The sequence below is a fragment of the Sphaerisporangium sp. NPDC005289 genome (genome assembly GCF_040607455.1).
GTDB classification, from domain to species: domain Bacteria; phylum Actinomycetota; class Actinomycetes; order Streptosporangiales; family Streptosporangiaceae; genus Sphaerisporangium; species Sphaerisporangium rhizosphaerae.
On sequence record NZ_JBEXGS010000008.1, the window covers coordinates 184,742 to 205,873 of the forward strand.

Sequence of the window (21,132 nt, forward strand, 5' to 3'; positions counted from 1 at the left end):
CCGGAGACCCGGCCGCGCGGCCCGTGCCGTCGCGCACATGCTCTTCATTTGAAAAACCCCCGTGCCTGGATGAGCGGCGCGTTTCGGCACCGGTGCCGGCCCCTTGGCACCCGGTACCCGACCCTGCTCGCCACGCCGCACACCCGCGGGGATCGCGTAGCCGCGCCTCGCGTCGTACGGCGCGGCTTTTCCCCTTGCTTTGGGTCGGGCTTTGCCGCGCCTCACCTCTTGACATGCACACCATAACGGAGCGTGATGTTTGGCGTCCCGGTTCTTGGGTATGCGATGGAACTCAGTGACCCTGCGTCAATGGCGGCGACAGGCGCTAGCGTAGCGTTGTGTCCATCGGTGTACCGAAGCCGCTTAACCTGCCGTTCGACCCCATCGAGCGTGCCGCTGAGACCTGGCGCGTCCGTTTCGGGCCGTCCTCCGCCATGGCCGCCGTCACATCGATCATGAGAGCGCACCAGATCCTCATCGGGCAACTGGACACGCTGCTCAGGCCGCACGACTTGACCTTCGCGCGCTACGAGGCGCTGGTCCTGCTCACCTTCAGCAGGACCGGCGCGCTGTCGCTGTCGCGCATCGGCGAGCGGCTCATGGTCCACCCGACGAGCGTGACCAACACCATCGACCGGCTCGAGCGCGCGGGGCTGGTCCGCCGCATGCGCAACCCCAAGGACGGCCGCGGCGTCCTGGCCGAGATCACGGCCAAGGGACGCGAGGTGGTCGAGCGGGCGACCGCCGATCTGATGGGCGCCGACTTCTGCATGACGATGTACGGCGACGGCGAGAAGACCGAGATCTTCGGCCTGCTGCGCACCATGCGCGTGGCCGCCGGCGACTTCCCCGCCTTCGAGGAGGAGGACGAGGTGCTGGTGCCGGAGCGGTCCGGTGCCGGACCGGCGCGCCGCGGCGGCGACGCGAAGGGGCCCGCCCCGAAGGACGGGCCCCTGTGAACCGGCTGACGCCGGGCGTGCCGTCACCCGTGCGGCCCCATGGCGGGGGGCGATCTACGGGCGCGGCGCTCCAGCTCCAGCGCTGGTTCTGGTTCCGGCTCTAGCGGCCGACGGCGCGCAGGGCGTCGACGATGCCCTTGCCGTAGAAGCCGTTGGACGCCGTGGTGCCCTCGCACACGTGAGTGGCGGTCACCGTGCTGCCGGTCGGCAGGATGCGGGTGTAGGTGTAGGCGGGCGGGTTCGGGCAGGCCGTCTTGGTGGCGGTCGCCTTCAGGATGCTCTCGACCAGGTCGGGCGAGAGGGTCTTGCCGCCGTTGCGGAAGTCCCGGTGGCCGTACTTGCTGACGATCAGCGCCGCGACCCCGACCGCGCGGGGCGAGGCCATCGAGGTGCCCTGCAGGTACTGGTAGTACGCGCAGGTGGCGCCGGCGCAGTCCTTGACGACGTAGTTCACGGTCGGGTTCCCGTCGGCGTCGATCTCACCGTTGGCCACGGCGAGCGACTTGGGATAGGCCGACAGCGTCGCCTTGGTGATGTCGCGGGTGTTGTCCGGGGTGTCGTAGACGTCGCCGCCGGGGGAGGCCACGTCGATGTACCCGTTGCCGTGGTCGGAGTAGTACGCCTTGCGCTTGCTGATGCCGGTGGAGGACACCGAGATCACGTGCTGGCCCTCGCTCGGCATCGAGACGCAGCTCGGGGGGATGGTGCGGGTGCGGGGCGCCTCGCCGGGCACGTCGGCGAAGTCCGGGCTGGTGGCGTCGACGAACGTCTTGGTGTAGTCGCTGGCCTGGTTGCCGGCCGCGGAGATCAGCGTCACGCCGCGCCGGTGGGCGTAGTCCAGGGCCCGCTGGGTGGCCTTGATGATCGTCGCCTGCTCCATCTGGTCGGAGGGCGAGTCGGCCGGGTTGTCGACGCAGTTGAACAGCCACGGGTCGATGTAGTAGCTCATGTTGACCACGTCGACGCCGATGTCGCCCGCGTACGTCAGGGCGTCCACGGTGGGCTGCAGGAAGAAGTAGCCGGAGTCCTGGCCCGCGCGCAGGTTCACCAGCGTGACCTTGGGGGCCACGCCCGCGATGCCCAGCTTGTTGATCGGCGAGGCGATCGAGGAGGCCACGTGCGTGCCGTGTCCGTCCTCGTCCACGTCGTTGGGGTCGTTGCAGGACTTGTCGGGCTCGTCCTCACAGGGGCCGTCGATCGGCTCGCCGTTGGCGTCGGCGGGGACGTCGACGGTGAAGTTGCGGCTCAGCGCCTTGTCGAAGTTCGGGGCGATGTCGGGGTGGGAGCCGTCGATTCCCGTGTCGAGCACGCCGACCAGGACCTTGGGGTCGCCCTGCTCGTACTTGTGCGCCTCTTCGGCGTGGATCTGCTTCATGTCCCACTGCAGGTCCGAGAGCGGCTCGGCCTTCACCGCATGGCCGTGCTTGAACGGCCCGCCGCCGCGGCCCTCCTTCTCGACGGCCTTGGCGTCCTTGGCCGCCCGCCCGGTGAGGGCGGTCCTGGCGGCGGTCTTGGGAACGCTGCCGACGGCGCGGTCGCGGGCCACGCCCTCGATCGCGGCGGAGCTCGTCACCGCGGAGACGAAGCCGGCGTTCGTGGTCGTGACCGTGGCCAGGCCCACGGCCTGGTTCACCTTGACCACGCTGCCGCCCGCGGCCTCGACGGCCTTCTGGGCGTCCGCCGGCGCGACGCCTTCCTTGTACAGGACGACGTACTGGGTCGCCGTCGCGGGTTCGGCCGTCGTTCGGACGGCCTGCGCCGGGAACGCCAGGGTCGCGGCGATCACGGCTGCTGCGGCGGAAACGACGATGACGCGTCTCACACCCACCTCCAAGTGAGCTGAATTCATGCCGAGAGCCATCGTTCGGGATATCCGTGATTTATGACAGATCCGTGCGAATTCGCGATAAAGGCGTGACATAACAGGGCCGAGTCTTCCGAGGGGTGCGCCCGCCGACCATGAGCACACGCCGGATGCGGCAGGATTGGACGTATGAGCCCAGCGGACTTCACTCGACCGGCTTCGTTGCAGGGGGCCGTGGATCTCGGTGCGCGCAAGCAGGCGCTCGAAGCCCAGGCCCGTCGCGAGGCGGCGGCGCAACAGGCCGCCGCGGGAGGCGCCCCCGCGGCGCCGGCGGCCGGCACGGTCATCGACGTCACCGACGAGACCTTCGCCACCGACGTCATCGAGCGCTCCATGCGCACCCCGGTCATCCTCGACCTGTGGGCCACCTGGTGCGAGCCGTGCAAGCAGCTCAGCCCGATCCTTGAGAAGCTGGCCGCCGAGGCCGCCGGCCGCTGGGTGCTGGCCAAGGTGGACGTCGACGCCAGCCCCCAGATCAGCGGCGCGCTCCAGGTGCAGAGCATCCCCACCGTCCTGGCCGTCTTCCAGGGCCAGGCGGTGACCGGCTTCCAGGGCGCGCTGCCCGAGGCGCAGGTGCGCCAGTGGCTCGACCAGCTCATGCAGGCGCTCGCCCAGTACCTCCCGCCCACCCCGGACGCCCCTCAGGACGAGCAGGGCGCGGAGCCCCAGCCGCAGACCGACCCCGACCTGCTCGCGGCCGAGAAGGCCATCGAAGAGGGTGACCTCGACGCGGCGGCGGCGGCCTACGAGCGGCTGCTCGCCCGCTCGCCGGCCGACCCGGACGCCAAGATCGGCCTGGCCGGCGTGGGGCTGGTCCGCCGCACGCAGGACCTGGACGCCGGCGCGGTCCTCCGGCGGGCCGCCGAGAACCCGTCCGACGTCGAGGTCCAGAACCAGGCGGCCGACATCGAGATGCTCAGTGGCCAGGTCGACGAGGCCTTCGAGCGGCTGGTCCAGACCGTCCGCCGCACCTCGGGCGACGACCGCGACCGCGTCCGCCGCCACCTCCTCGGCCTGTTCGACGCCCTCCCCGCGAGCGACCCCTCCGTCGCCAAAGCCCGCCGCAGCCTCGCCAGCGCCCTCTTCTGACCCCTCGCCCCCCTCAAGGCACCCCGACCCCTCCCAGGCCCGTCAAGCCATTTCCCGCGGATCGGCCCCAAGGCCCCGCTCGGGGCGCCGCCTCAAAGGCGCCCCGAGCCCGCCGAGCGCAGCGAGGCAAAGAAGCACAGCTCGGGGCGCGGCGGTGCTGTGAGGAGGAGAGAGCGAGTGCGAGGTACGAGTGCTCGTGAACGACGACGAACAGCGCCGCCTCAAAGGCGCCCCGAGCCCGCCGAGCGCAGCGAGGCAAAGAAGCACAGCATGAGGCGGAACAACCTGCTCGGGTCTGGCACGATGGATGTCCCGGAAGGGGAGCAGGCGAGCCGGGATGCACCAACAGCGGCACCCGAGCGAGCGCGACCACCACACCCGCAAAGGAGCGGATCGACGTGGCCACCGTGCCGAGCGTGTCGTACTCCATCACCGTCCGTCTTGAGGTCCCGGCGGGCGGTAAGGCCGTCAGTCAGCTCACCCATGCCGTGGAGACCGCCGGCGGCGTGGTGACCGCCCTTGACGTGACCAACGCCGGTCACGAGAAGCTGCGCATCGACGTGACCTGCGCGGCCAAGGACACCGACCACGCGCAGACGATCGTCGACAGCCTGGACGCCGTCGAGGGCGTCGTCATCCACAAGGTCAGCGACCGCACGTTCCTCATGCACCTCGGCGGCAAGATCGAGATGCAGTCGAAGGTGCCGCTGCGCAACCGCGACGAGCTGTCGATGGCCTACACGCCGGGCGTGGCACGGGTGTCGCTCGCCATCGCCCGCAACCCCGAGGACGCCCGCCGCCTGACCATCAAGCGCAACACCGTCGCGGTGGTCACCGACGGCTCGGCAGTGCTGGGCCTGGGCAACATCGGGCCGGCGGCGGCGCTGCCGGTCATGGAGGGCAAGGCGGCCCTGTTCAAGCGGTTCGCGGGCATCGACGCCTGGCCCATCTGCCTGGACACCCAGGACGTCGACAAGATCGTCGAAGTGGTCCAGGCCATCGCCCCCGGGTTCGGCGGCATCAACCTGGAGGACATCTCGGCGCCGCGCTGCTTCGAGGTGGAGCGGCGGTTGCGCGACCTGCTGGACATCCCGGTCTTCCACGACGACCAGCACGGCACCGCCATCTGCGTGCTGGCCGCGCTCACGAACGCGCTGCGCGTCGTCGGCAAGTCGCTGCCGGACGTGAAGATCGCGATGGCGGGCGCGGGGGCGGCGGGCACGGCCGTGCTGCGCCTGCTGATGGCCGCGGGCGCGCGCAACGTCGTCGTCTGCGACTACCTCGGGGCCGTGCACCAGGGCCGCGACGACCTGGACGCGTCGCTGCGGTGGATCGCCGAGAACACCAACGCCGAGGGGTACGCGGGCGACCTGCGCGGGGCGGTCAAGGGCGCCGACGTCTTCATCGGGGTCTCGGCGCCGGGCATCCTGACCGGCGACGACATCGCCGCCATGGCCGACCGCGCCGTGGTGTTCGCCCTGGCCAACCCCGAGCCGGAGGTCTCGCCGGACGACGCCCGCGAGCATGCGGCCGTCGTGGCCACCGGCCGCTCGGACTACCCGAACCAGATCAACAACGTGCTGGCCTTCCCGGGCGTGTTCCGCGGCCTGCTGGACGCGCAGTCGCGCATGGTCACCGAGGGCATGCTGCTGGCGGCGGCCAACGCCCTGGCCAACGTCGTGGCGGTGGAGGAGCTCGGCCCGAACTACATCATTCCGAGCGTGTTCCACCCCGATGTCGCCACCGCGGTCGCCGCGGCCGTCCGCGAGTCGGCCGGCGGCCGGGCACGAGGCTTCACCGAGGCGTGACGCCGCGGACTCACACCGACCCGCGCCCGTGGCGTTGTGAAGGCGTGGGCCGTCACCCTGACGTGAGGGCGTAGGCCATCACCCCGACGTGGGGCGCGGGCCGTCAGCGGGGTGTGCTGGCGCCGGCGTCAGCTTGGCGTGAGCGGGCGGCGGCCGGTGGCGTAGAGGGGGCGGGGGCGCAGCAGGGGCTCGACGGGGGCGCGGTGGGGCCAGATGACGGCGATGCCCCACAGCATGCCGCCGAAGATGACCATGCCGACGGCGGTGGCCATCTTGCCGTACAGGTCGGCGGGCGGGCCGGTGTAGGGAAGGCGGTCGATGCCCTGCCGGCGCAGCAGCGGGTTGTACCGGTGGGCGCGCAGGCCGTTGACGTGCCGCGCGCCGTGCTCGCCGCTGGAGTGGGAGGCGCTGTCGCCGTCGCTCTCGCTGTAGACGCTCTCGCGGTACTCGCCGTAGGACTCCTGTGAGTCGCGGGAGGCCGGGGTGGCCGTCGAATCGCTGGAGCCGGTCGGGGCGTCGTCCTCGCAGCCGGAGTAGACGCGGAAGGTCGTGGTGCCCTGGCCCTGGATGGTGACGGTGACCCGTTCGCTGGTGCGCGGTTCGAGGTAGACCGGGATGTTGCGCTGGACGCCGGGCCACAGCACGCCGTTGCGCACCAGCGAGCCGCCTCGGTAGACGGAGTACTCCACGACGTCGCGGTGGCGGGGGGCGGTCATGATGACGTCGGCCCGCCCGGACGGGCATTCGACCTTGGACATGGTCACCTCGACGCGCCCGTCGCGTAGGTCGCGCGCCTCACGCCCGGTGACGCCCGCGGCGTACGAGGCTCCGGCGGCCGGGACGCCGGCGGCCACGCCCGCCGCCACGAGAGCCAGCATCATGAGGCGGTACATGAGGCCCCTTCCTTTCCTCCCGTGCGCGGTGTTCGCGAGCCGATCGGATCCTCCAGTCATCGATACTACATACCGACAGTGCCCGGTTGAACGCGTTGAGTAACATATCGCGAGGTGGCGGCCCTGTCTGCCCGGGGGCGGGCGCGCGTTCCCCACATCACGCGTCATGATGGATGCATGGCGGAGGCGATCTACGTCGGCGGGCTCCTCGTGGCGACGCCACTGCTTGACGACCCGAACTTCCGGCGCGGCGTCGTGCTGATCCTCGAGCACGACGAGGACGGCGGCACCCTCGGCGTCATGCTGAACCGGCCGAGCGAGGTCACCGTGACGCAGGTGCTCCCTTCCTGGGACTCTCTGGTGTCCGGCCCTCCGGTGCTCTTCGAGGGCGGGCCGGTGCAGACCGACAGCGCGCTGGCCCTGGCCTCGGTGCCGAGCGGGCAGGAGCCGCTCGGGTGGCGCAGACTGCACGCGGGCTCGTCGGCCGTCTCCAAGCTCGGCACGGTCGATCTGGACGCGCCTCCGGAGATCCTCGCGGGCGAGATCACGCAGATGCGCATCTTCGCCGGGTACGCCGGCTGGACGGCGGGCCAGTTGGAGAGCGAGATCCGTGAGGGCTCGTGGTACGTCGTCGAGGCCGAACCGGGCGACACCTTCGACTCGCGGCCGGCCAACCTGTGGCGGTCGGTGCTGCGGCGTCAGCCGGGCGAGCTGGCGTTCGTGGCGACCTGCCCGGACGACCCCAAGCTCAACTGACCGCGGCCGCGGGCGGCTCGGCGCCCGGGTCCTGGCCGGCGGCGCCGGGGTCCTCGCCTGCGCACGGCTCGCGGCCGGTGCGGTGGCCGGAGGGCGGTGCCGCCGACGGCGCCGCAGGCGGGCGGTCCCAGCCGGGACGCAGCGCCTGCTCGGCCAGGTCCAGCGCGTGCTCGACGTTGGCGACCAGGCTGTGGAGATAACTGTCGTCGTCCACCGAGCAGTCCATCCCGACGCGGACGGCCGAGGTGGCGAAGGCCACCAGCAGCCGGGGGCGCGGGTCGGTGGCGGGGTCGGTGCCCTGGCGCCTGGCGATCTCGACGGTGAGCTTCTGTTCGATGTCGGCCATGCGGGCGAAGCTCGTGCACAGCAGCGCCGGGTTGGCGTCGACGACGCGGCGGTGGCGCAGGAAGCGCTCGGTCTCCTCGGCGGCGTCGCTCTCCATGGCGTGGACGAACTCGCGGAAGGCGCGGGTGAGGGCGGTGAACGGCGGCTCGTCCTCGGGCCTGGCGGCGAGGGCGGCGTTGATGCGCTCGTCGTACTCGAGGGTGAAGTCCAGTGCCAGGTCTTCCTTGCTGCCGAAGTAGCGGAAGAACGTGCGCGGGGAGACCTCCACCGCGGCGGCGATCTGGTCGACGGTCGTGGCCTCGTACCCCTGGGCGAGGAACAGCCGGAAGCCCGCGTCTATCAGCGCCAGCCGGGTCTGGTGCTTCTTGCGCTCCCGAAGACCCATGCCGGTCACCTCCTCGAAATGTTCACTTCACATTGTGCCACAAGTCATGATCTGTCGTATAAAACCGTTTGTCATCTGTCATGCTCTGCCATAAATTACTAGAAGTCGACTAATCTTTCGAAACGGGGGATCTTCCATGGCACAAGCGCTGGCCGCGCCCGCGGACGCGCCGGTCCGACGCGGGCACGGCCATCCTTGGCTCACATTGCTCGCCGTCGCGCTCGGCGTGATCATGGTGATGCTCGACGGCACGGTGGTCTCCATCGCCAACCCGGTGATCGGCAAGGACCTCGGGGCGTCCCTGTCGGACCTGCAGTGGATCACCAGCGGCTACCTGCTCGCCCTGGCCGTCTTCCTCATCACCGCCGGCAAGCTGGGCGACCTCTTCGGCCACAAGCGGGTCTTCCTGGTGGGCATCGCCGGCTTCGCCCTCACCTCGCTCGCCATCGGCCTCACCTCCTCCATCGGCGTCCTGATCGCCCTGCGGGTGCTCCAGGGCCTGTTCGGGGCGCTGCTCCAGCCGGCCGCCCTCGCCCTGCTGCGCGCCGCCTTCCCCGCCGAGCGCCTGAACATGGCCATCGGCATCTGGGGCGCGGCGATCGGCGTCTCCAGCGCCGCGGGCCCGATCATCGGCGGCCTGCTCGTCGAGAACGTGAGCTGGCAGTCGGTCTTCTTCATCAACGTGCCGGTCGGCGTGGTCGCGCTGCTGGTCGGGCTGTGGGTCATCAAGGAGAGCAGGTCCGAGGCGCTGTCCAAGGTGGACGTCCCCGGCGTGGTGCTCCTGTCCGGCGCGATGTTCTGCCTGGTGTGGGCCATCATCAAGGCGCCGGGCTACGGCTGGGGGGACGCCCGGACGATCGCGTTCTTCGCCGGCGCCGTCGTGCTGGGCGCCGCCTTCGTGTTCTGGCAGACCCGGGCCACAGAGCCCCTGCTGCCGCTCACCCTGTTCCGCAACGCGTCGGTCTCCATCGGCACCGTCCTGATGGTGCTCATGGCCTTCTCGATGTTCGGCGCGATGTTCTTCCTCACGTTCTACTTCCAGGGCGTGCACGGGCTGTCGCCGCTGGAGTCGGGCATGCGCATGCTGCCGATGAGCGCCGGCATGATCGTCGCCTCCCCGCTGGCGGGCGCGGCGCTGAGCAGGTTCGGGCCCAAGGTGCCGATCGCCATCGGCATGCTGATCACCGCGATCTCGATGTTCCTGCTCTCGCGCCTCGGGCTGGAGGCCGGCTACCTCGACACCGCCGTCCCCTTCGCGCTGCTCGCGTTCGGCCTGTCGCCGGTCATGGTCGGGGCGACCGAGGTCATCGTCGGCAACTCGCCCGAGGAGTACAGCGGCGTCGCCGGAGGCATGCAGCAGTCGGCCATGCAGGTGGGCGGGTCCCTCGGCACCGCGGTGCTCGGCGCGCTGATCACCGCCCGCGTGGCGGACGTCCTGCCGGGCAATCTCGCCGCCGCGCACATCCCCGCGACCCCCGCGCAGGTCGAGGCGATGAAGAACCTCGTCGCGATCGGGGTCGCTCCGGTGCAGCCGGGCACGCCCAAGCCGATCGCCGACGCGTTGACGCACGCGGCGCACAGCTCCTTCCTTTCGGGCATGCACTTCGGCTTCACCGTGAGCGTCATCGTCGCCGTCCTGGCCGCGATCCTCGCCCTGTTCGTCCGGGCCGGGCGCAAGACCTACGACGCCGCCGTCCACGTGGGCTGAGGCCCGCTCCCGGCCGGCCCGCGCCGCGAGCGAGGGCCGGCCGGAACACGGGTTCGTCCGCCGCGCCGCTCCTCGGCGCACGTAGACTCGGATGTCGTGAGCACGAAGATCCTTCCCGAGAGCGAAGTACGGCCGAACCTCTCGCACGGCGACGAGGGAGACCACGAGCGCTTCTCGCACTACGCGGACAAGAACAAGATCACCGAGAGCATGGTGACCGGCACGCCGATCCGGGCGCTCTGCGGCAAGGTCTGGGTCCCGAGCCGTGATCCCAAGAAATACCCGGTGTGCCCCGAGTGCAAGGAGATCTACGAAGGTCTTCCCCTGGGCGGCGGCCCCAAAGAGTGACCCCGCGAGGCCGCGCGTCCGCGTCCTCGTACCTCGCGCCGGGCGATGAGCCGTTCAGGCTCGCGCGCGACGGTTCCGTGACGCCGTAACGCACGTCCGGGTGGGCGCGTGAGCCGTTCATGCTCGGGCGGGCGAGGCTGGGTGAACCCTTGGCCGGGGAGCGAGTGTTGCTCCCCGGCGATCGGCGCGGCGGCGGCTAGCGTCAGCACTCTGACCTGATCGAACCGGGGGAGTGCATGGTGCGGCGCACGGTTGCCGTGTCTCTGGGGTCTCTGGCGTCTCTGGCGTGCCTGTTCACGATCGCGGGCGCGCCCGGCGTGCCGGCCCGTGCCGCCGCCGCGCGCCCGTGCGGCGGGCACGCGGGTCCCCCGCGCATGGACGGGCGCGGCCCGGAGCCGTACGCGCCCGACCGCCGGGACACCGAGCGCATGCTCTCGGAGATGCGGCGCCGGCTCGGCGCCCTGCGTCCCGGTCTCCGGGCCCACACGGTCACCGTCCCCTTGTGGGTCCACGTGATCACCGACGGGCAGGCGGGCGCCCCGGAGGCCGCCGTCACGGCCCAGGTCGAGACGCTGAACGCCGCCTACGGAGGACGGCTCGGCGGCGCCGACACCGGCGTGCGGTTCGCGCTGCGCGGCGTCACGCGCACCGACAACCAGGTGTGGTTCCACCAGCCGCTCGCCAACGAGGCCGCCATGAAGCAGCGGCTGCGCAAGGGCGGCGCCGAGACGCTGAACCTCTACGTCGCCCAGTTCGGCGAACTGGTGCTCGGCTACGCCACCTATCCGCACTGGTACCAGAGCAACCCCAAGTTGGACGGCGTCGTGGTCGACTGGCGCAGCCTGCCCGGCGGCAGCCTGCGCGACTTCGGCAAGGGGTACACCGCGGTGCACGAGATCGGCCACTGGCTCGGGTTGTTGCACACCTTCGAGAACGGCTGCGGCTCGCCCGGGGACTCGGTCGACGACACCCCGCCCGAGGCCACCTCGACCCAGGGGTGCCCCGATCGCAAGGACACCTGCCCCGACCTCGGCGACGACCCGGTGCACAACTACATGGACTACTCCCACGACCGCTGCATGTCGGAGTTCACCGCCGGCCAGGCCGCCCGCATGCGCGACATGTGGACCGCCTACCGCGCCCCCACTCCCTGACCGCTTACCGCGTCTCCGCCCCCTGGCCGCCTGCCACGCCTCCGCCCAATGGCCGCCTGCCGCGCCCCCGCCCTGACCACGGTGCGCCGGATCGCCGTTCCCGCGGTGGTGTCAGGAACCCGGTGACCTCGCGGCCCTGACGCCGGATCGCCCGCGCTTCGGTGCGCCCCCACATCCGCCCGGGCCGGTCTCCGGCGGGGCGTCCGGACGGCCCGTTGCGGTCATCGGCGTCATTATTCAAATGTTTCGTTGACGGAAGGGCCGCCCTGGAACGGATACTCGGTGCACGGGAGGAGGCGCTGTGGACAAGTACCGCACCGGGCGACGGCCTTACGGCGAGCCCGTGTGGCCTCCGCGGGAGGAGGAAGGGCTGCCGCCGTCGGCCCGGCTGTACGGCGCTCCGGCCGCCCCCTCGCGGGTCAGGGTGCCTTCCTGGGCCCGCCGGGTGCTCCTGTTCGTCGTGGCGGTGGTCGTGGGCGCCGCCCTGGTGGCCGGAGTGGTCGCCTTCGCCGTGAGCCGCCTGAACGCGAGCCCGGGCCCCGTCCCGGTGGACGACGGCGTCGCCGGAGTCGGCTACACGCTGCCGTCCGGCTGGACGCCGGGAACGGTCCCGCCGGTCACCGGGTTCACCTCGGTCGCCACCGCGGGCGACTCCGCGCTCGTCATGGCCCGCCCGGCCGGCCCGCTTCCGGCCACGGGCCCGCGTGCGGCCACGCTCGACCTGGCCGAGCTGTACGGGCGGCTGCTGTTGCACGGCGACGAGGTGGAGGTGGTGGACGACCGCCCGGTCGCGCTGAACGGGTTCACCGGTCACACCCGAGCCCTCCGCGCGACCTACACCGACGTGGTCAACCAGCCGGCCTATCTGCGTGTGACACTTCTCACCAAGAACGGCGAGAGCGTCGTCCTGCTCGCCGTCGCGCAGCCGGACACCCCCCGGCGGCGTGCCGAGATCGACGCCATCATGCGCGGAGTCACCTAGCCCGGCCGTCCTCCGCCGGCGTCCCTCTGGACGCCTCAGCGCTGTGCCGCCGGTCCCTGGACGGGGCGATAGCACGGGAGGGGCGCGATGGCGAGCATCCTCGGGGGCGGCACGTCCTGTCGGTGTCCCCCGCTATCGTGGCTTCACTGTGAGGGAGCGAAGCGAGCGCGACGACAAGATCATCAGTGTGGGGCACCGCCCCGAGGTCCGGAAAGGTCCTCTGACAAGGAGGTCGGCGTGAGCTCGTTTGCCGCGTCCCATCTGTCACCTTCCTATCCCGACCGAGCCGCGTGGGGCACCGCGCCCAAGCTCCGCGCGTGGCAGCAGGAGGCGCTCGACCTCTACTTCCGGCGCGAGCCGCGCGACTTCCTGACCGTGGCGACCCCCGGCGCCGGCAAGACGACGTACGCGCTGCGCATCGCCAGCGAGCTGATCAGCCGGGGCATCGTGCGAGCGGTCACCATCGTGTGCCCCACCGAGCACCTCAAGCGCCAGTGGGCCGACGCCGCGGGCCGGGTCGGCATCGCCATCGATCCGGAGTTCAAGAACAGCCAGGGCGCCACCTCCCGCGACTACGTCGGTGTCGCGGTGACCTACGCCCAGGTGTCGATGCACCCCGCGCTCCACCGCGCCCGCACCGAGGCCCGCAAGACGCTGGTCATCTTCGACGAGATCCACCATGCGGGCGACGCCAAGTCCTGGGGCGACGGCGTGCGCGAGGCGTTCGAACCGGCCGCGCGGCGCCTGGCCCTCACCGGCACCCCCTTCCGGTCCGACACCAACCCCATCCCGTTCGTCACCTACGCCGAGGACGGCGAGGGCGTGCGGCGCAGCGTCTCCGACTACTCCTACGGCTACGGCCCCGCGCTCGCCGACGGGGTCGTCCGCCCGGTGATCTTCCTCGCGTACGCCGGTGAGATGCGCTGGCGCACCCGCGCCGGTGACGAGATCACCGCCACGCTCGGCACGCCGCTCACCAAAGACCAGATGGGCCAGGCGTGGCGCGCCGCCCTCGACCCCAAGGGCGACTGGATCCGCCAGGTCCTGCGGGCGGCCGACAAGCGCCTCACCGAGGTGCGCAGGCACGTGCCCGACGCCGGAGCCATGGTCATCGCCACCGACCACGAGACGGCGCGCTCCTACGCCAGGCACCTGCGCGCGATCACCGGCGAGGGCGCCACGGTCGTGCTGTCGGACGACCCCGGCGCCTCCGACAAGATCAAGCAGTTCAGCGCCTCGGAGGAACGCTGGCTGGTCGCCGTCCGCATGGTCTCCGAGGGCGTCGACATCCCGCGTCTCGCGGTGGGCGTGTACGCCACCAGCGTCTCGACGCCGCTGTTCTTCGCCCAGGCGGTGGGGCGCTTCGTCCGTGCGCGCAGGCGTGGCGAGACGGCCTCGGTGTTCCTGCCCTCGGTGCCCACCCTCATGGGCCTGGCCGGTGAGATGGAGGCCGAGCGCGACCACGTCCTGGACCGCAAGCTCCCCGAGGAGGGCCTGGACGACTTCCTCGTCGAGGACGCCCGGCAGAAGAAGGACAGCCCGGACGTCCTGGGCGACGAGCTGCCGTTCGAGACCGTCGAGGCGTCGGCGACCTTCGACCGGGTGCTGTTCGACGGCGGCGAGTTCGGCACCTCGGCCGAGCCCGGCTCCCCCGAGGAGGAGGACTTCCTCGGCCTGCCGGGGCTGCTGGAGCCCGACCAGGTGGCGGTGCTGCTGCGCAAGCACCAGGCCGATCAGCAGGCCGCCCGGCGGCGCAAGGTGGCCGACGCTCCAGCCCCGGTGGCGCTCGCGCCGCACGAGGAGATCGCGGCCCTGCGCAAAGAGCTGAACGGCCTGGTCGGCGCCTGGAACCACCGCACCGGCCAGCCGCACGGCGTCATCCACGCCGAGCTGCGCCGCGCCTGCGGAGGCCCGGCCATCGCCCAGGCCTCCGCCGACCAGATCCGCGCCCGCATAGAGACCATCCGCAAATGGGCCACCCAACGCTCCCGCTGACTCCGCACCGCTGACTCCGCACCCGCCCGGGTGACCGGCACCACCATGAGCACGCGGCGCACCGGCGCTCCGGCCCGAGCGTCCGACATTCCCGTCCCGTCATCTCCAGGGAGACCGGCTTGAAGAGCGCGCTTGTCATCGTCGATGTGCAGAACGACTTCTGCGAGGGCGGCAGCCTCGCGGTGGGCGGCGGCGCCGAGGTCGCCGCCGCCATCGGTCCGCACGCCGCCACGGGCGGGTACGACCACGTCGTGGCGACCCGCGACTACCACGTCGACCCCGGCGACCACTTCGCCGAGCACCCCGACTACCAGCGCACCTGGCCCGCCCACTGCGTCGTGGGCACCTCCGGGGCCGACTTCCACCCGGCGCTGGACACCTCCGCCGTGGAGGAGGTGTTCAGCAAGGGCCGGCACAGCGCGGCCTACAGCGGCTTCGAGGGCGCCAGCGACGCGGGCACCGGGCTGGCCGAGTGGCTGACCACGCGCGGGGTCGAGCGGGTGGACGTGGTCGGCATCGCCACCGACCACTGCGTGCGGGCCACCGCGCTCGACGCCGCGAACAACGGCTTCGCCGTGCGCGTTCTGCTGGATCTCACGGCCGGCGTCGCCCCTGCCACCACCGAAGCGGCCCTCACCGAACTCACCACCGCCGGCGTCGCCCTGACAGGCACCCCCATCCTCCGAACGGCCTGACCCGGCCCGGGGCGCTCCGGGCCGGGCGCCGTACAACGGCGCCGGCTTCGCCGTACCCCACCCCGCCGACCCGGCGCCGATGAAGCACGCCCGGTCGGGCGGAAGGCTCCGCCGGCGGTGAGGTGAGACGGGAGGTCGTGGTAGGGCTGCGGGTCAGGAGAAGAGGGTGGGGATGACGGGGTCGCCTTGGGAGAGTTGGTGGGCGAGGACGGGGAGTTCGGCGACGGAGGTGCGGTGGCGCTCGCGGGCGGCCTCCAGCGGTTCCCCTCCGACGATCTCGCCGCCGCGCACCAGCGTGTGCAGCAGCGGCCGCGCGCCCTCAGGAGCGGGGGCGCCGGGCGCGGTGGTGACCAACTCGGCGGCGGCGACGCCGTCCTCGACGACGCGGAAGGCGTCCTTCCTGCCGCCCCGGCTCGGCTTGCCGACCGACTTCTTGGCCACCGGCCGCAGCACGCCCTCGCCGTCCTCGCGGGCGACGAGCTTGTAGACCATGGACGCCGTGGGGGCGCCCGACCCGGTGACCACCGAGGTGCCGACGCCGTACCCGTCGACGGGCGCGGCGGCGAGCGCGGCGATGGCGTATTCGTCCAGGTCGCTGGTGACCACGATGCGCGTCTTGGTGGCGCCGAGCCCGTCGAGGAGCTTGCGCACCTCGCGGGCGACCACCGCGAGGTCGCCGGAGTCGATGCGCACGGCGCCGAGCCCGGGCCCGGCCAGCTCCACCGCCGTGCGCACGGCCTTGGCGACGTCGTAGGTGTCCACCAGGAGCGTGGTGTCGTGGCCGAGGGAGTCGATCTGCGCCTGGAAGGCGTCGTACTCGCTGCCGTGCAGCAGGGTGAAGGCGTGCGCGCTGGTGCCGGCCGTCGGCACGCCGTACACGCTGCCGGCCATCAGGTTGGAGGTGGAGGAGAAGCCCGCCAGGTAGGCCGCCCGCGCCGAGGCGACGGCGGCCCGTTCGTGCGTGCGCCGCGAGCCCATCTCGATGATCGGCCGGTCGCCCGCGGCGTGCGTCATGCGGGACGCCGCCGAGGCGACCGCGGAGTCGTGGTTGAGTATCGACAGGATCAGCGTCTCCAGCAGCACGGCCTCGGCGAACGTGCCGTCCACCACCATGATCGGCGAGCCGGGGAAGTAGCACTCGCCCTCCCGGTAGCCGTACACGTCGCCGGAGAACCGGTAGGAGGCGAGGAAGTCGAGCGTGCGGTCGTTCACCACCCGCCGCTCGCGCAGGAACGCCAGCTCGGCCTCGCCGAAGCGGAAGTCCGCGAGGGCGTCCAGCACCCGCCCGGTGCCCGCGACGACGCCGTACCGGCGACCCAGGGGCAGGTGGCGGGCGAAGACCTCGAACACCGCCCGATGGTGCGCCGCCCCGCTGTCCAATGCCGCCTGCAGCATCGTCAGCTCATAGTGATCGGTGAGCAACGCGCTGCTCATGGCCATCTTCACAAGTCGAAGACTACGACTGGCGTAGGGCAGGATGGGAACGTGGGTAGTACCGCTCCAGCCGAGGTCGAGCGTCCGTCGACGGACGTCCGTCCCGACCTTCCGTGGCTGACGATCGTGTGGAACGACCCGGTCAACCTCATGTCGTACGTGACCTACGTCCTGCAGACGGTCTTCGGCTACCCCAAGGCCAAGGCCGAGAAACTGATGCTCGACGTGCACCACAAGGGCAAGGCCGTCGTGGCCAGTGGTGCCCGTGAGGAGATGGAACGCGACGTGCAGATCCTGCACTCCTACGGCTTGTGGGCCACCGTCCAGAGAGATTCGGCGTGAGCACGGGCTTCAGCGCGACGCGTGGCGGTGGGGTCGCCATCCTGCTGGACGCCGGGGAGGCCTCGATCCTGCGCTCGCTGGTGTCGCAGGTGCTCGGGCTGGTGGAGCCGGGCGCGACGGGGGACGACCCGCTCGAGCGGGCGCTCGGCATCGGCTCGGCGACGGCGCCGTCCGATCCGGTGCTGGCCCGGCTGTTCCCCTCCGCCTACGCCGACGACGACGAGGCGGCCGCCGACTTCCGCCGCTACACCGAGGCGACGCTGCGCGAGGGCAAGCGGGCCGACGCCGAGGTGCTGCTGAAGACCGCCGAGCAGGGCAAGGTCGAGCTGACCGGCGAGCAGGCGCAGGCGTGGCTGCGCGCGCTGAACGACGTGCGCCTGGCGCTCGGCGTGCGGCTGGAGGTCACAGAAGAGGTGCACGAGGAGCTGGCCGGGATGGCCGAGGACGACCCGCGCTACCCGGCGTACGTGACCTACGACTGGCTGACCTACCTCCAGGACACGCTGGTCCGCGCCCTTTGGTAACTTCCAGGCATGCTCACGATCTCACGGGAACTGGTCGACAAGATCATCGCCCACGCCTGGGCCGATCACCCGGACGAGGCCTGCGGGGTGATCGCCGGTCCGGCGGGCTCCGACCGGCCCGAGCGTTTCATCCCCATGGAGAACGCCGAGCGGTCGCCGACGTTCTACCGCTTCGACTCGATGGAGCAGTTCCGCGTGTGGCGCGAGATGGACGACCGCGACGAGGAGCCGGTGGTCGTCTACCACTCGCACACCTCGACCGAGGCGTACCCGTCCCGCACGGACATCAGCTACGCCTCCGAGCCGAACGCCCACTATGTGCTGGTCTCCACGGCCGATCCCGACGATGTGCAGTTCCGTTCGTTCCGCGTGGTGGACGGGGTCGTGACCGAGGAGCAGGTGGAGATCGTCTCCTCGTGAGGCTCGCAGGGGAAGCGGTAGAGTTGGGAACATGCTGATGACCGATCCGGTGTCGCCGAGCGCCCGCGTGCGCCCCGGCCGGTCGTCACCCGTGCAGAACCATCTTTTCGCGCACACTCCGTTCACCGTCGTCTACGACTGTTCCTGAACGCAGGAATCCCAGCCCCGCCCCGCGTGTTCGCACACGTTGGGTGTCCCGTGACGACCACTGACCAAGGAGAAACACGCGATGGCCATCGAGGTTCGCATTCCGACCATCCTCCGCACCTACACCGACGGCGCCAAGTCGGTGAACGCCGCGGGTGCGACTCTCTCCGACCTGATCGGCGACCTCGAGTCCCGCCACCCCGGGCTCAGGGAGCGCATCGTCGACGACTCCGGCCTGCGCCGGTTCGTCAACGTCTACCTCAACGACGAGGACGTGCGGTTCCTCGGCGGCCTGGACACCCCCGTCGCCGACGGGGACACCGTGACCGTCCTGCCCGCCGTGGCCGGAGGCATGCGCTAGTCATGCGCTTCGACTCGCTGATCGACTCGGTCGGGAACACCCCTCTGGTGGGTCTGCCGCGCCTGTCTCCGTCCGCGGACGTCCGCGTCTGGGCCAAGCTGGAGGACCGCAACCCGACCGGGTCGGTCAAGGACCGCCCGGCGCTGTGGATGATCGAGCAGGCCGAGAAGGAGGGCCTGCTCACGCCCGGCTGCACGATCCTGGAGCCCACCTCCGGCAACACCGGCATCTCGCTGGCGATGTCGGCCCGGCTCAAGGGCTACAAGCTGATCTGCGTGATGCCGGAGAACACCTCCGAGGAACGCCGCCAGCTGCTGCGCATGTGGGGCGCCGAGATCATCCCCTCGCCGGCGGCGGGCGGGTCCAACGAGGCGGTGCGGGTGGCCAAGCGGCTGGCCGCCGAGAATCCGTCCTGGGTGATGCTCTACCAGTACGGCAACCCGGCGAACTGGCGCTCCCACTACGAGTCGACGGGGCCGGAGATCCTGCGGGACCTGCCCTCCATCACCCACTTCGTGGCCGGTCTCGGCACCACGGGCACCCTGATGGGCGTCGGGCGCTACCTGCGCGAGCACGTGCCCGGCGTGCAGATCGTGGCGGCCGAGCCGCGATACGGCGAGCTGGTGTACGGGCTGCGCAACGTGGACGAGGGGTTCATCCCCGAGATCTACGACGCCGACGTGCTGACCACGCGTTTCTCGGTGACCTCGGCGGACGCGCTGCGCCGCACGCGTGAGCTGCTCGGCTCCGAGGGCATCTTCGCCGGCATCTCCACCGGCTGCGCCCTGCACGCCGCGCTCGGCATGGCGGCCAAGGCGGTCAAGGCCGGGGAGCGCGCCGACATCGTGTTCATCGTGGCGGACGGCGGCTGGAAGTATCTGTCCACCGGCGCCTACGAGGGCACGCTGGACCAGGCGGAAGACCGCCTGGAGGGTCAGCTCTGGGCCTGAGGCCCGATCTTCTCGCTCACGAGTGCGGGCCCCCTCTCCCTGGAGAGGGGGCCCGCGTTCGTCTTCCCGCCCCCGCGTCGGACCGTCCCGGCCCGGACCGCGTCCTGGCCGGACCGGCGTCCCACCGGGTCGGTCCGGCTTTCCTGGTCGGCAGGGCACCGCGGTCCCGGAGGTGCCGCGGTCCCGAGGCTCAGTTGAACAGGACGCGCAGGCTGAAGGACGTGATGTCGCCGGACCGCCGGGCGCTGAGGCCCACCGCGCGCAGCACCTGGGCGTTGGCCCGCTCCTCGCCGCTCAGGTCGTCCAGGTAGTACTTCTCGATCTTGTCCAGGTCGATGTAGAGCGCGGCCGCCGCGGAGTCCGCGTCCGGGACCGCGGTGGTGAAGGTCTCGCTGTCGCCGAGCGCGCCGTCCTTGGCGAGCTCGGCGGCGTACTCCTGGGAGCTGGCCAGGACGAGCCGCCCGTCGGCCGCGACCTTGGCGATCTGCGGCGCCGCCGTCCCTGAGTCGGCGACGAACTTCTCGATCTTGGCGACGACCGCCTGCGCCTTGGCCGGGTCGGTGGTGAGCACGGCGCCGGCCTTGGGCAGCTCGCCGTCCAGGCCGCGCTGGTCCACGGCCACGGTGAGGTTCTGGCCCAGCAGCGTCACCAGGTCCTCGGGGAGGGAGATGCCGTAGGTCTGCCGCGCCTGCTGGACGAAGTCGGAGAACGACCGGCCGCCCGAGGCGCCGTCGGCGGCCTCGGTGATCTGCGGCCACTGGCCGGCCAGCAGCTCGCCGAGGCCGGACACCGACAGCGCGCCCACGGTCGAGGCGGGCAGCCGCGACAGCCGCGCGCCTTCCACGGTGGCGGGGGCCTGCATCGTCCCGCCGCGGGAGATGCCGGTCAGCTCGGCGTACCCGCCGTCGAAGCGCAGCGCCCCGGCGAAGCGCACGTTCTTCACCATGTCCAGGGTGCCCGCGGGCGGGGTGGCGCCGGTGGCCTGCGCGGCCCTGGCGATCCGGCCGGCGTCGCCCCAGAACGACAGCACGCCCGGCTCGCCCACGGCCTCACGGTCGGCGGCGAAGGCGGCCTCGCCCGAAAGCGGCGCGGCCGTGGCGTAGGCGTCGGCCTCCGCCTGCGTCTCGGCGAGGATCGCGTAGCCCTCCCGGAACGCCAGGCCCTTCAGCTCGCCGCCGGTGTTCAGCTTGCGCACCCCGGCGCGGGCCTTGTCCTCGTCGGTGACCTGCACGGCCGCGACCACCCGCGGCGTGCCGGAGCCCGCCTTCGGCGCCAGCACGCCGAGGCCGACGCGGTCGCCGAGCCACGGGGCGACGTCGCGGGCGTAGTCCACCTCGGCCAGGCCGGAGTCCCCCTGGCGCAGCAGCTCGAACAGCGACCGGCGCGGGTCGTCGCCGGTGAACGCGCCCCGCGTCGCGGAGAACTTCCGCGCGAGCTGGAACAGGGCGAGCTTCTGGTTCGCGGCCGGGTCGAGGTCGAGCCGCACGTAGGCCATGGTCCCCGCGGGCAGGACGTCCTCCGGCTGGGCGCCGCCGCCGCTGAGCAGGGTCATCGCATACACGCCGCCGCCCCCGACCAGCGCCACGACGACGGCGGCGACGATCGCCAGCAGCCAGCCCCGCCCTCGCCTGCGGGCGGGCGGTGGCGGCGGCGCGCCGATCTGCACCTGCTGCCACGCGGGCTCCCCGGCCTGCGGCGGCCCGGCGAGGGGCGGCGCGGCGTAGGTGAAGGACTGGGTCCCCGGAGCGGCGTGCCGGCCGGGCGATGGGTGCCGGTAGGACACCGTCCGGTCGGGGTCCTCGTTGAACGGGTACGGGGGGAGGGGTTGGCCTGCCATGGCTCCGCTTTCGATGGATAGGGGGATTGTCCTCAGGTGGGAAGGGATCCGCCGCGAGGCTAGATCACCGCGGTAGCGAAGCACTTGCAGGCCGCTTTCCACCGGCTTTGCGGACCTCGGTAGGGTGAGGCTTCCA

Annotated in this window: 20 protein-coding genes; 15 read left to right on the forward strand and 5 right to left on the reverse strand. The window is 71.7% G+C overall.

The window, feature by feature from the left end; all coding sequences use genetic code 11:
• The first annotated feature begins 338 nt into the window (after window positions 1-338).
• Window positions 339-959 (forward strand): MarR family transcriptional regulator, encoded by a 621-nt coding sequence (locus ABZT47_RS16525; protein ID WP_354841931.1) that lies wholly within the window; start codon window positions 339-341, stop codon window positions 957-959.
• Between the two features lie 100 nt (window positions 960-1,059).
• Here the strand turns inward: ABZT47_RS16525 and ABZT47_RS16530 are convergent, their stop codons facing one another.
• Window positions 1,060-2,781 (reverse strand): S8 family serine peptidase, encoded by a 1,722-nt coding sequence (locus ABZT47_RS16530; RefSeq protein WP_354841934.1) that lies wholly within the window; start codon window positions 2,779-2,781, stop codon window positions 1,060-1,062.
• Window positions 2,782-2,952: 171 nt separating this feature from the next.
• On the opposite strand from ABZT47_RS16530, the gene ABZT47_RS16535 reads away from it, so the two are divergent.
• Complete coding sequence (locus ABZT47_RS16535; RefSeq protein WP_354841937.1) at window positions 2,953-3,912, forward strand: tetratricopeptide repeat protein; 960 nt, start codon at window positions 2,953-2,955, stop codon at window positions 3,910-3,912.
• A gap of 398 nt (window positions 3,913-4,310) precedes the next feature.
• The gene (locus tag ABZT47_RS16540; protein ID WP_354841940.1) at window positions 4,311-5,720 is read left to right on the forward strand and encodes an NAD-dependent malic enzyme; all 1,410 of its coding nucleotides are present in this window, start codon (window positions 4,311-4,313) and stop codon (window positions 5,718-5,720) included.
• A gap of 128 nt (window positions 5,721-5,848) precedes the next feature.
• On the opposite strand, the gene ABZT47_RS16545 is transcribed toward ABZT47_RS16540, so the two are convergent.
• On the reverse strand, window positions 5,849-6,613 hold the full coding sequence (locus ABZT47_RS16545; protein ID WP_354841942.1) for a hypothetical protein: 765 nt from the start codon (window positions 6,611-6,613) through the stop codon (window positions 5,849-5,851).
• A 177-nt stretch (window positions 6,614-6,790) separates the two neighbouring features.
• On the opposite strand from ABZT47_RS16545, the gene ABZT47_RS16550 reads away from it, so the two are divergent.
• On the forward strand, window positions 6,791-7,369 hold the full coding sequence (locus ABZT47_RS16550; RefSeq protein WP_354841945.1) for a YqgE/AlgH family protein: 579 nt from the start codon (window positions 6,791-6,793) through the stop codon (window positions 7,367-7,369).
• Here the strand turns inward: ABZT47_RS16550 and ABZT47_RS16555 are convergent.
• Window positions 7,362-8,099 (reverse strand): TetR family transcriptional regulator, encoded by a 738-nt coding sequence (locus ABZT47_RS16555; protein ID WP_354841947.1) that lies wholly within the window; start codon window positions 8,097-8,099, stop codon window positions 7,362-7,364. The genes ABZT47_RS16550 and ABZT47_RS16555 overlap by 8 nt on opposite strands.
• Window positions 8,100-8,235: 136 nt before the next feature.
• Here ABZT47_RS16555 and ABZT47_RS16560 point away from each other — a divergent pair, with 136 nt between their 5' ends.
• From ABZT47_RS16560 to ABZT47_RS16585, 6 genes are all read left to right on the forward strand, one after another.
• Window positions 8,236-9,807 (forward strand): MFS transporter, encoded by a 1,572-nt coding sequence (locus ABZT47_RS16560; protein WP_354841950.1) that lies wholly within the window; start codon window positions 8,236-8,238, stop codon window positions 9,805-9,807.
• Between the two features lie 96 nt (window positions 9,808-9,903).
• Window positions 9,904-10,155: a DUF3039 domain-containing protein gene (locus ABZT47_RS16565; RefSeq protein ID WP_354841953.1), complete on the forward strand. Its 252-nt coding sequence runs from the start codon at window positions 9,904-9,906 to the stop codon at window positions 10,153-10,155.
• Window positions 10,156-10,394: 239 nt separating this feature from the next.
• Window positions 10,395-11,309, forward strand: coding sequence for a zinc metalloprotease (locus ABZT47_RS16570; protein WP_354841956.1), 915 nt, complete (start codon window positions 10,395-10,397; stop codon window positions 11,307-11,309).
• A gap of 301 nt (window positions 11,310-11,610) precedes the next feature.
• Window positions 11,611-12,291: a hypothetical protein gene (locus ABZT47_RS16575; RefSeq protein WP_354841958.1), complete on the forward strand. Its 681-nt coding sequence runs from the start codon at window positions 11,611-11,613 to the stop codon at window positions 12,289-12,291.
• Window positions 12,292-12,528: 237 nt separating this feature from the next.
• Window positions 12,529-14,286, forward strand: a complete 1,758-nt coding sequence (locus tag ABZT47_RS16580) for a DEAD/DEAH box helicase (RefSeq protein WP_354841961.1) — start codon at window positions 12,529-12,531, stop codon at window positions 14,284-14,286.
• A 119-nt stretch (window positions 14,287-14,405) separates the two neighbouring features.
• The gene (locus tag ABZT47_RS16585) at window positions 14,406-14,981 is read left to right on the forward strand and encodes a nicotinamidase (RefSeq protein ID WP_354841964.1); all 576 of its coding nucleotides are present in this window, start codon (window positions 14,406-14,408) and stop codon (window positions 14,979-14,981) included.
• A gap of 153 nt (window positions 14,982-15,134) precedes the next feature.
• Here the strand turns inward: ABZT47_RS16585 and ABZT47_RS16590 are convergent, their stop codons facing one another.
• The gene (locus ABZT47_RS16590) at window positions 15,135-16,421 is read right to left on the reverse strand and encodes a nicotinate phosphoribosyltransferase (protein ID WP_354841966.1); all 1,287 of its coding nucleotides are present in this window, start codon (window positions 16,419-16,421) and stop codon (window positions 15,135-15,137) included.
• Window positions 16,422-16,466: 45 nt separating this feature from the next.
• Here ABZT47_RS16590 and clpS point away from each other — a divergent pair, with 45 nt between their 5' ends.
• From clpS to ABZT47_RS16615, 5 genes are all read left to right on the forward strand, one after another.
• Window positions 16,467-16,757, forward strand: coding sequence for an ATP-dependent Clp protease adapter ClpS (gene clpS, locus ABZT47_RS16595; RefSeq protein WP_354841969.1), 291 nt, complete (start codon window positions 16,467-16,469; stop codon window positions 16,755-16,757).
• Window positions 16,754-17,281, forward strand: coding sequence for a DUF2017 domain-containing protein (locus ABZT47_RS16600; RefSeq protein WP_354841972.1), 528 nt, complete (start codon window positions 16,754-16,756; stop codon window positions 17,279-17,281). The genes clpS and ABZT47_RS16600 overlap by 4 nt, the downstream gene beginning before the upstream one ends.
• Window positions 17,282-17,290: 9 nt before the next feature.
• Window positions 17,291-17,701, forward strand: coding sequence for a M67 family metallopeptidase (locus ABZT47_RS16605; protein ID WP_354841974.1), 411 nt, complete (start codon window positions 17,291-17,293; stop codon window positions 17,699-17,701).
• A 229-nt stretch (window positions 17,702-17,930) separates the two neighbouring features.
• Window positions 17,931-18,209, forward strand: coding sequence for a MoaD/ThiS family protein (locus ABZT47_RS16610; protein WP_354841977.1), 279 nt, complete (start codon window positions 17,931-17,933; stop codon window positions 18,207-18,209).
• Between the two features lie 2 nt (window positions 18,210-18,211).
• Window positions 18,212-19,159, forward strand: a complete 948-nt coding sequence (locus ABZT47_RS16615) for a cysteine synthase (protein WP_354841980.1) — start codon at window positions 18,212-18,214, stop codon at window positions 19,157-19,159.
• Window positions 19,160-19,349: 190 nt separating this feature from the next.
• On the opposite strand, the gene ABZT47_RS16620 is transcribed toward ABZT47_RS16615, so the two are convergent.
• A complete protein-coding gene (locus ABZT47_RS16620) occupies window positions 19,350-20,996 on the reverse strand; it encodes a DUF3352 domain-containing protein (protein ID WP_354841983.1) in 1,647 nt (548 codons plus the stop codon).
• Between the last annotated feature and the right edge of the window lie 136 nt (window positions 20,997-21,132).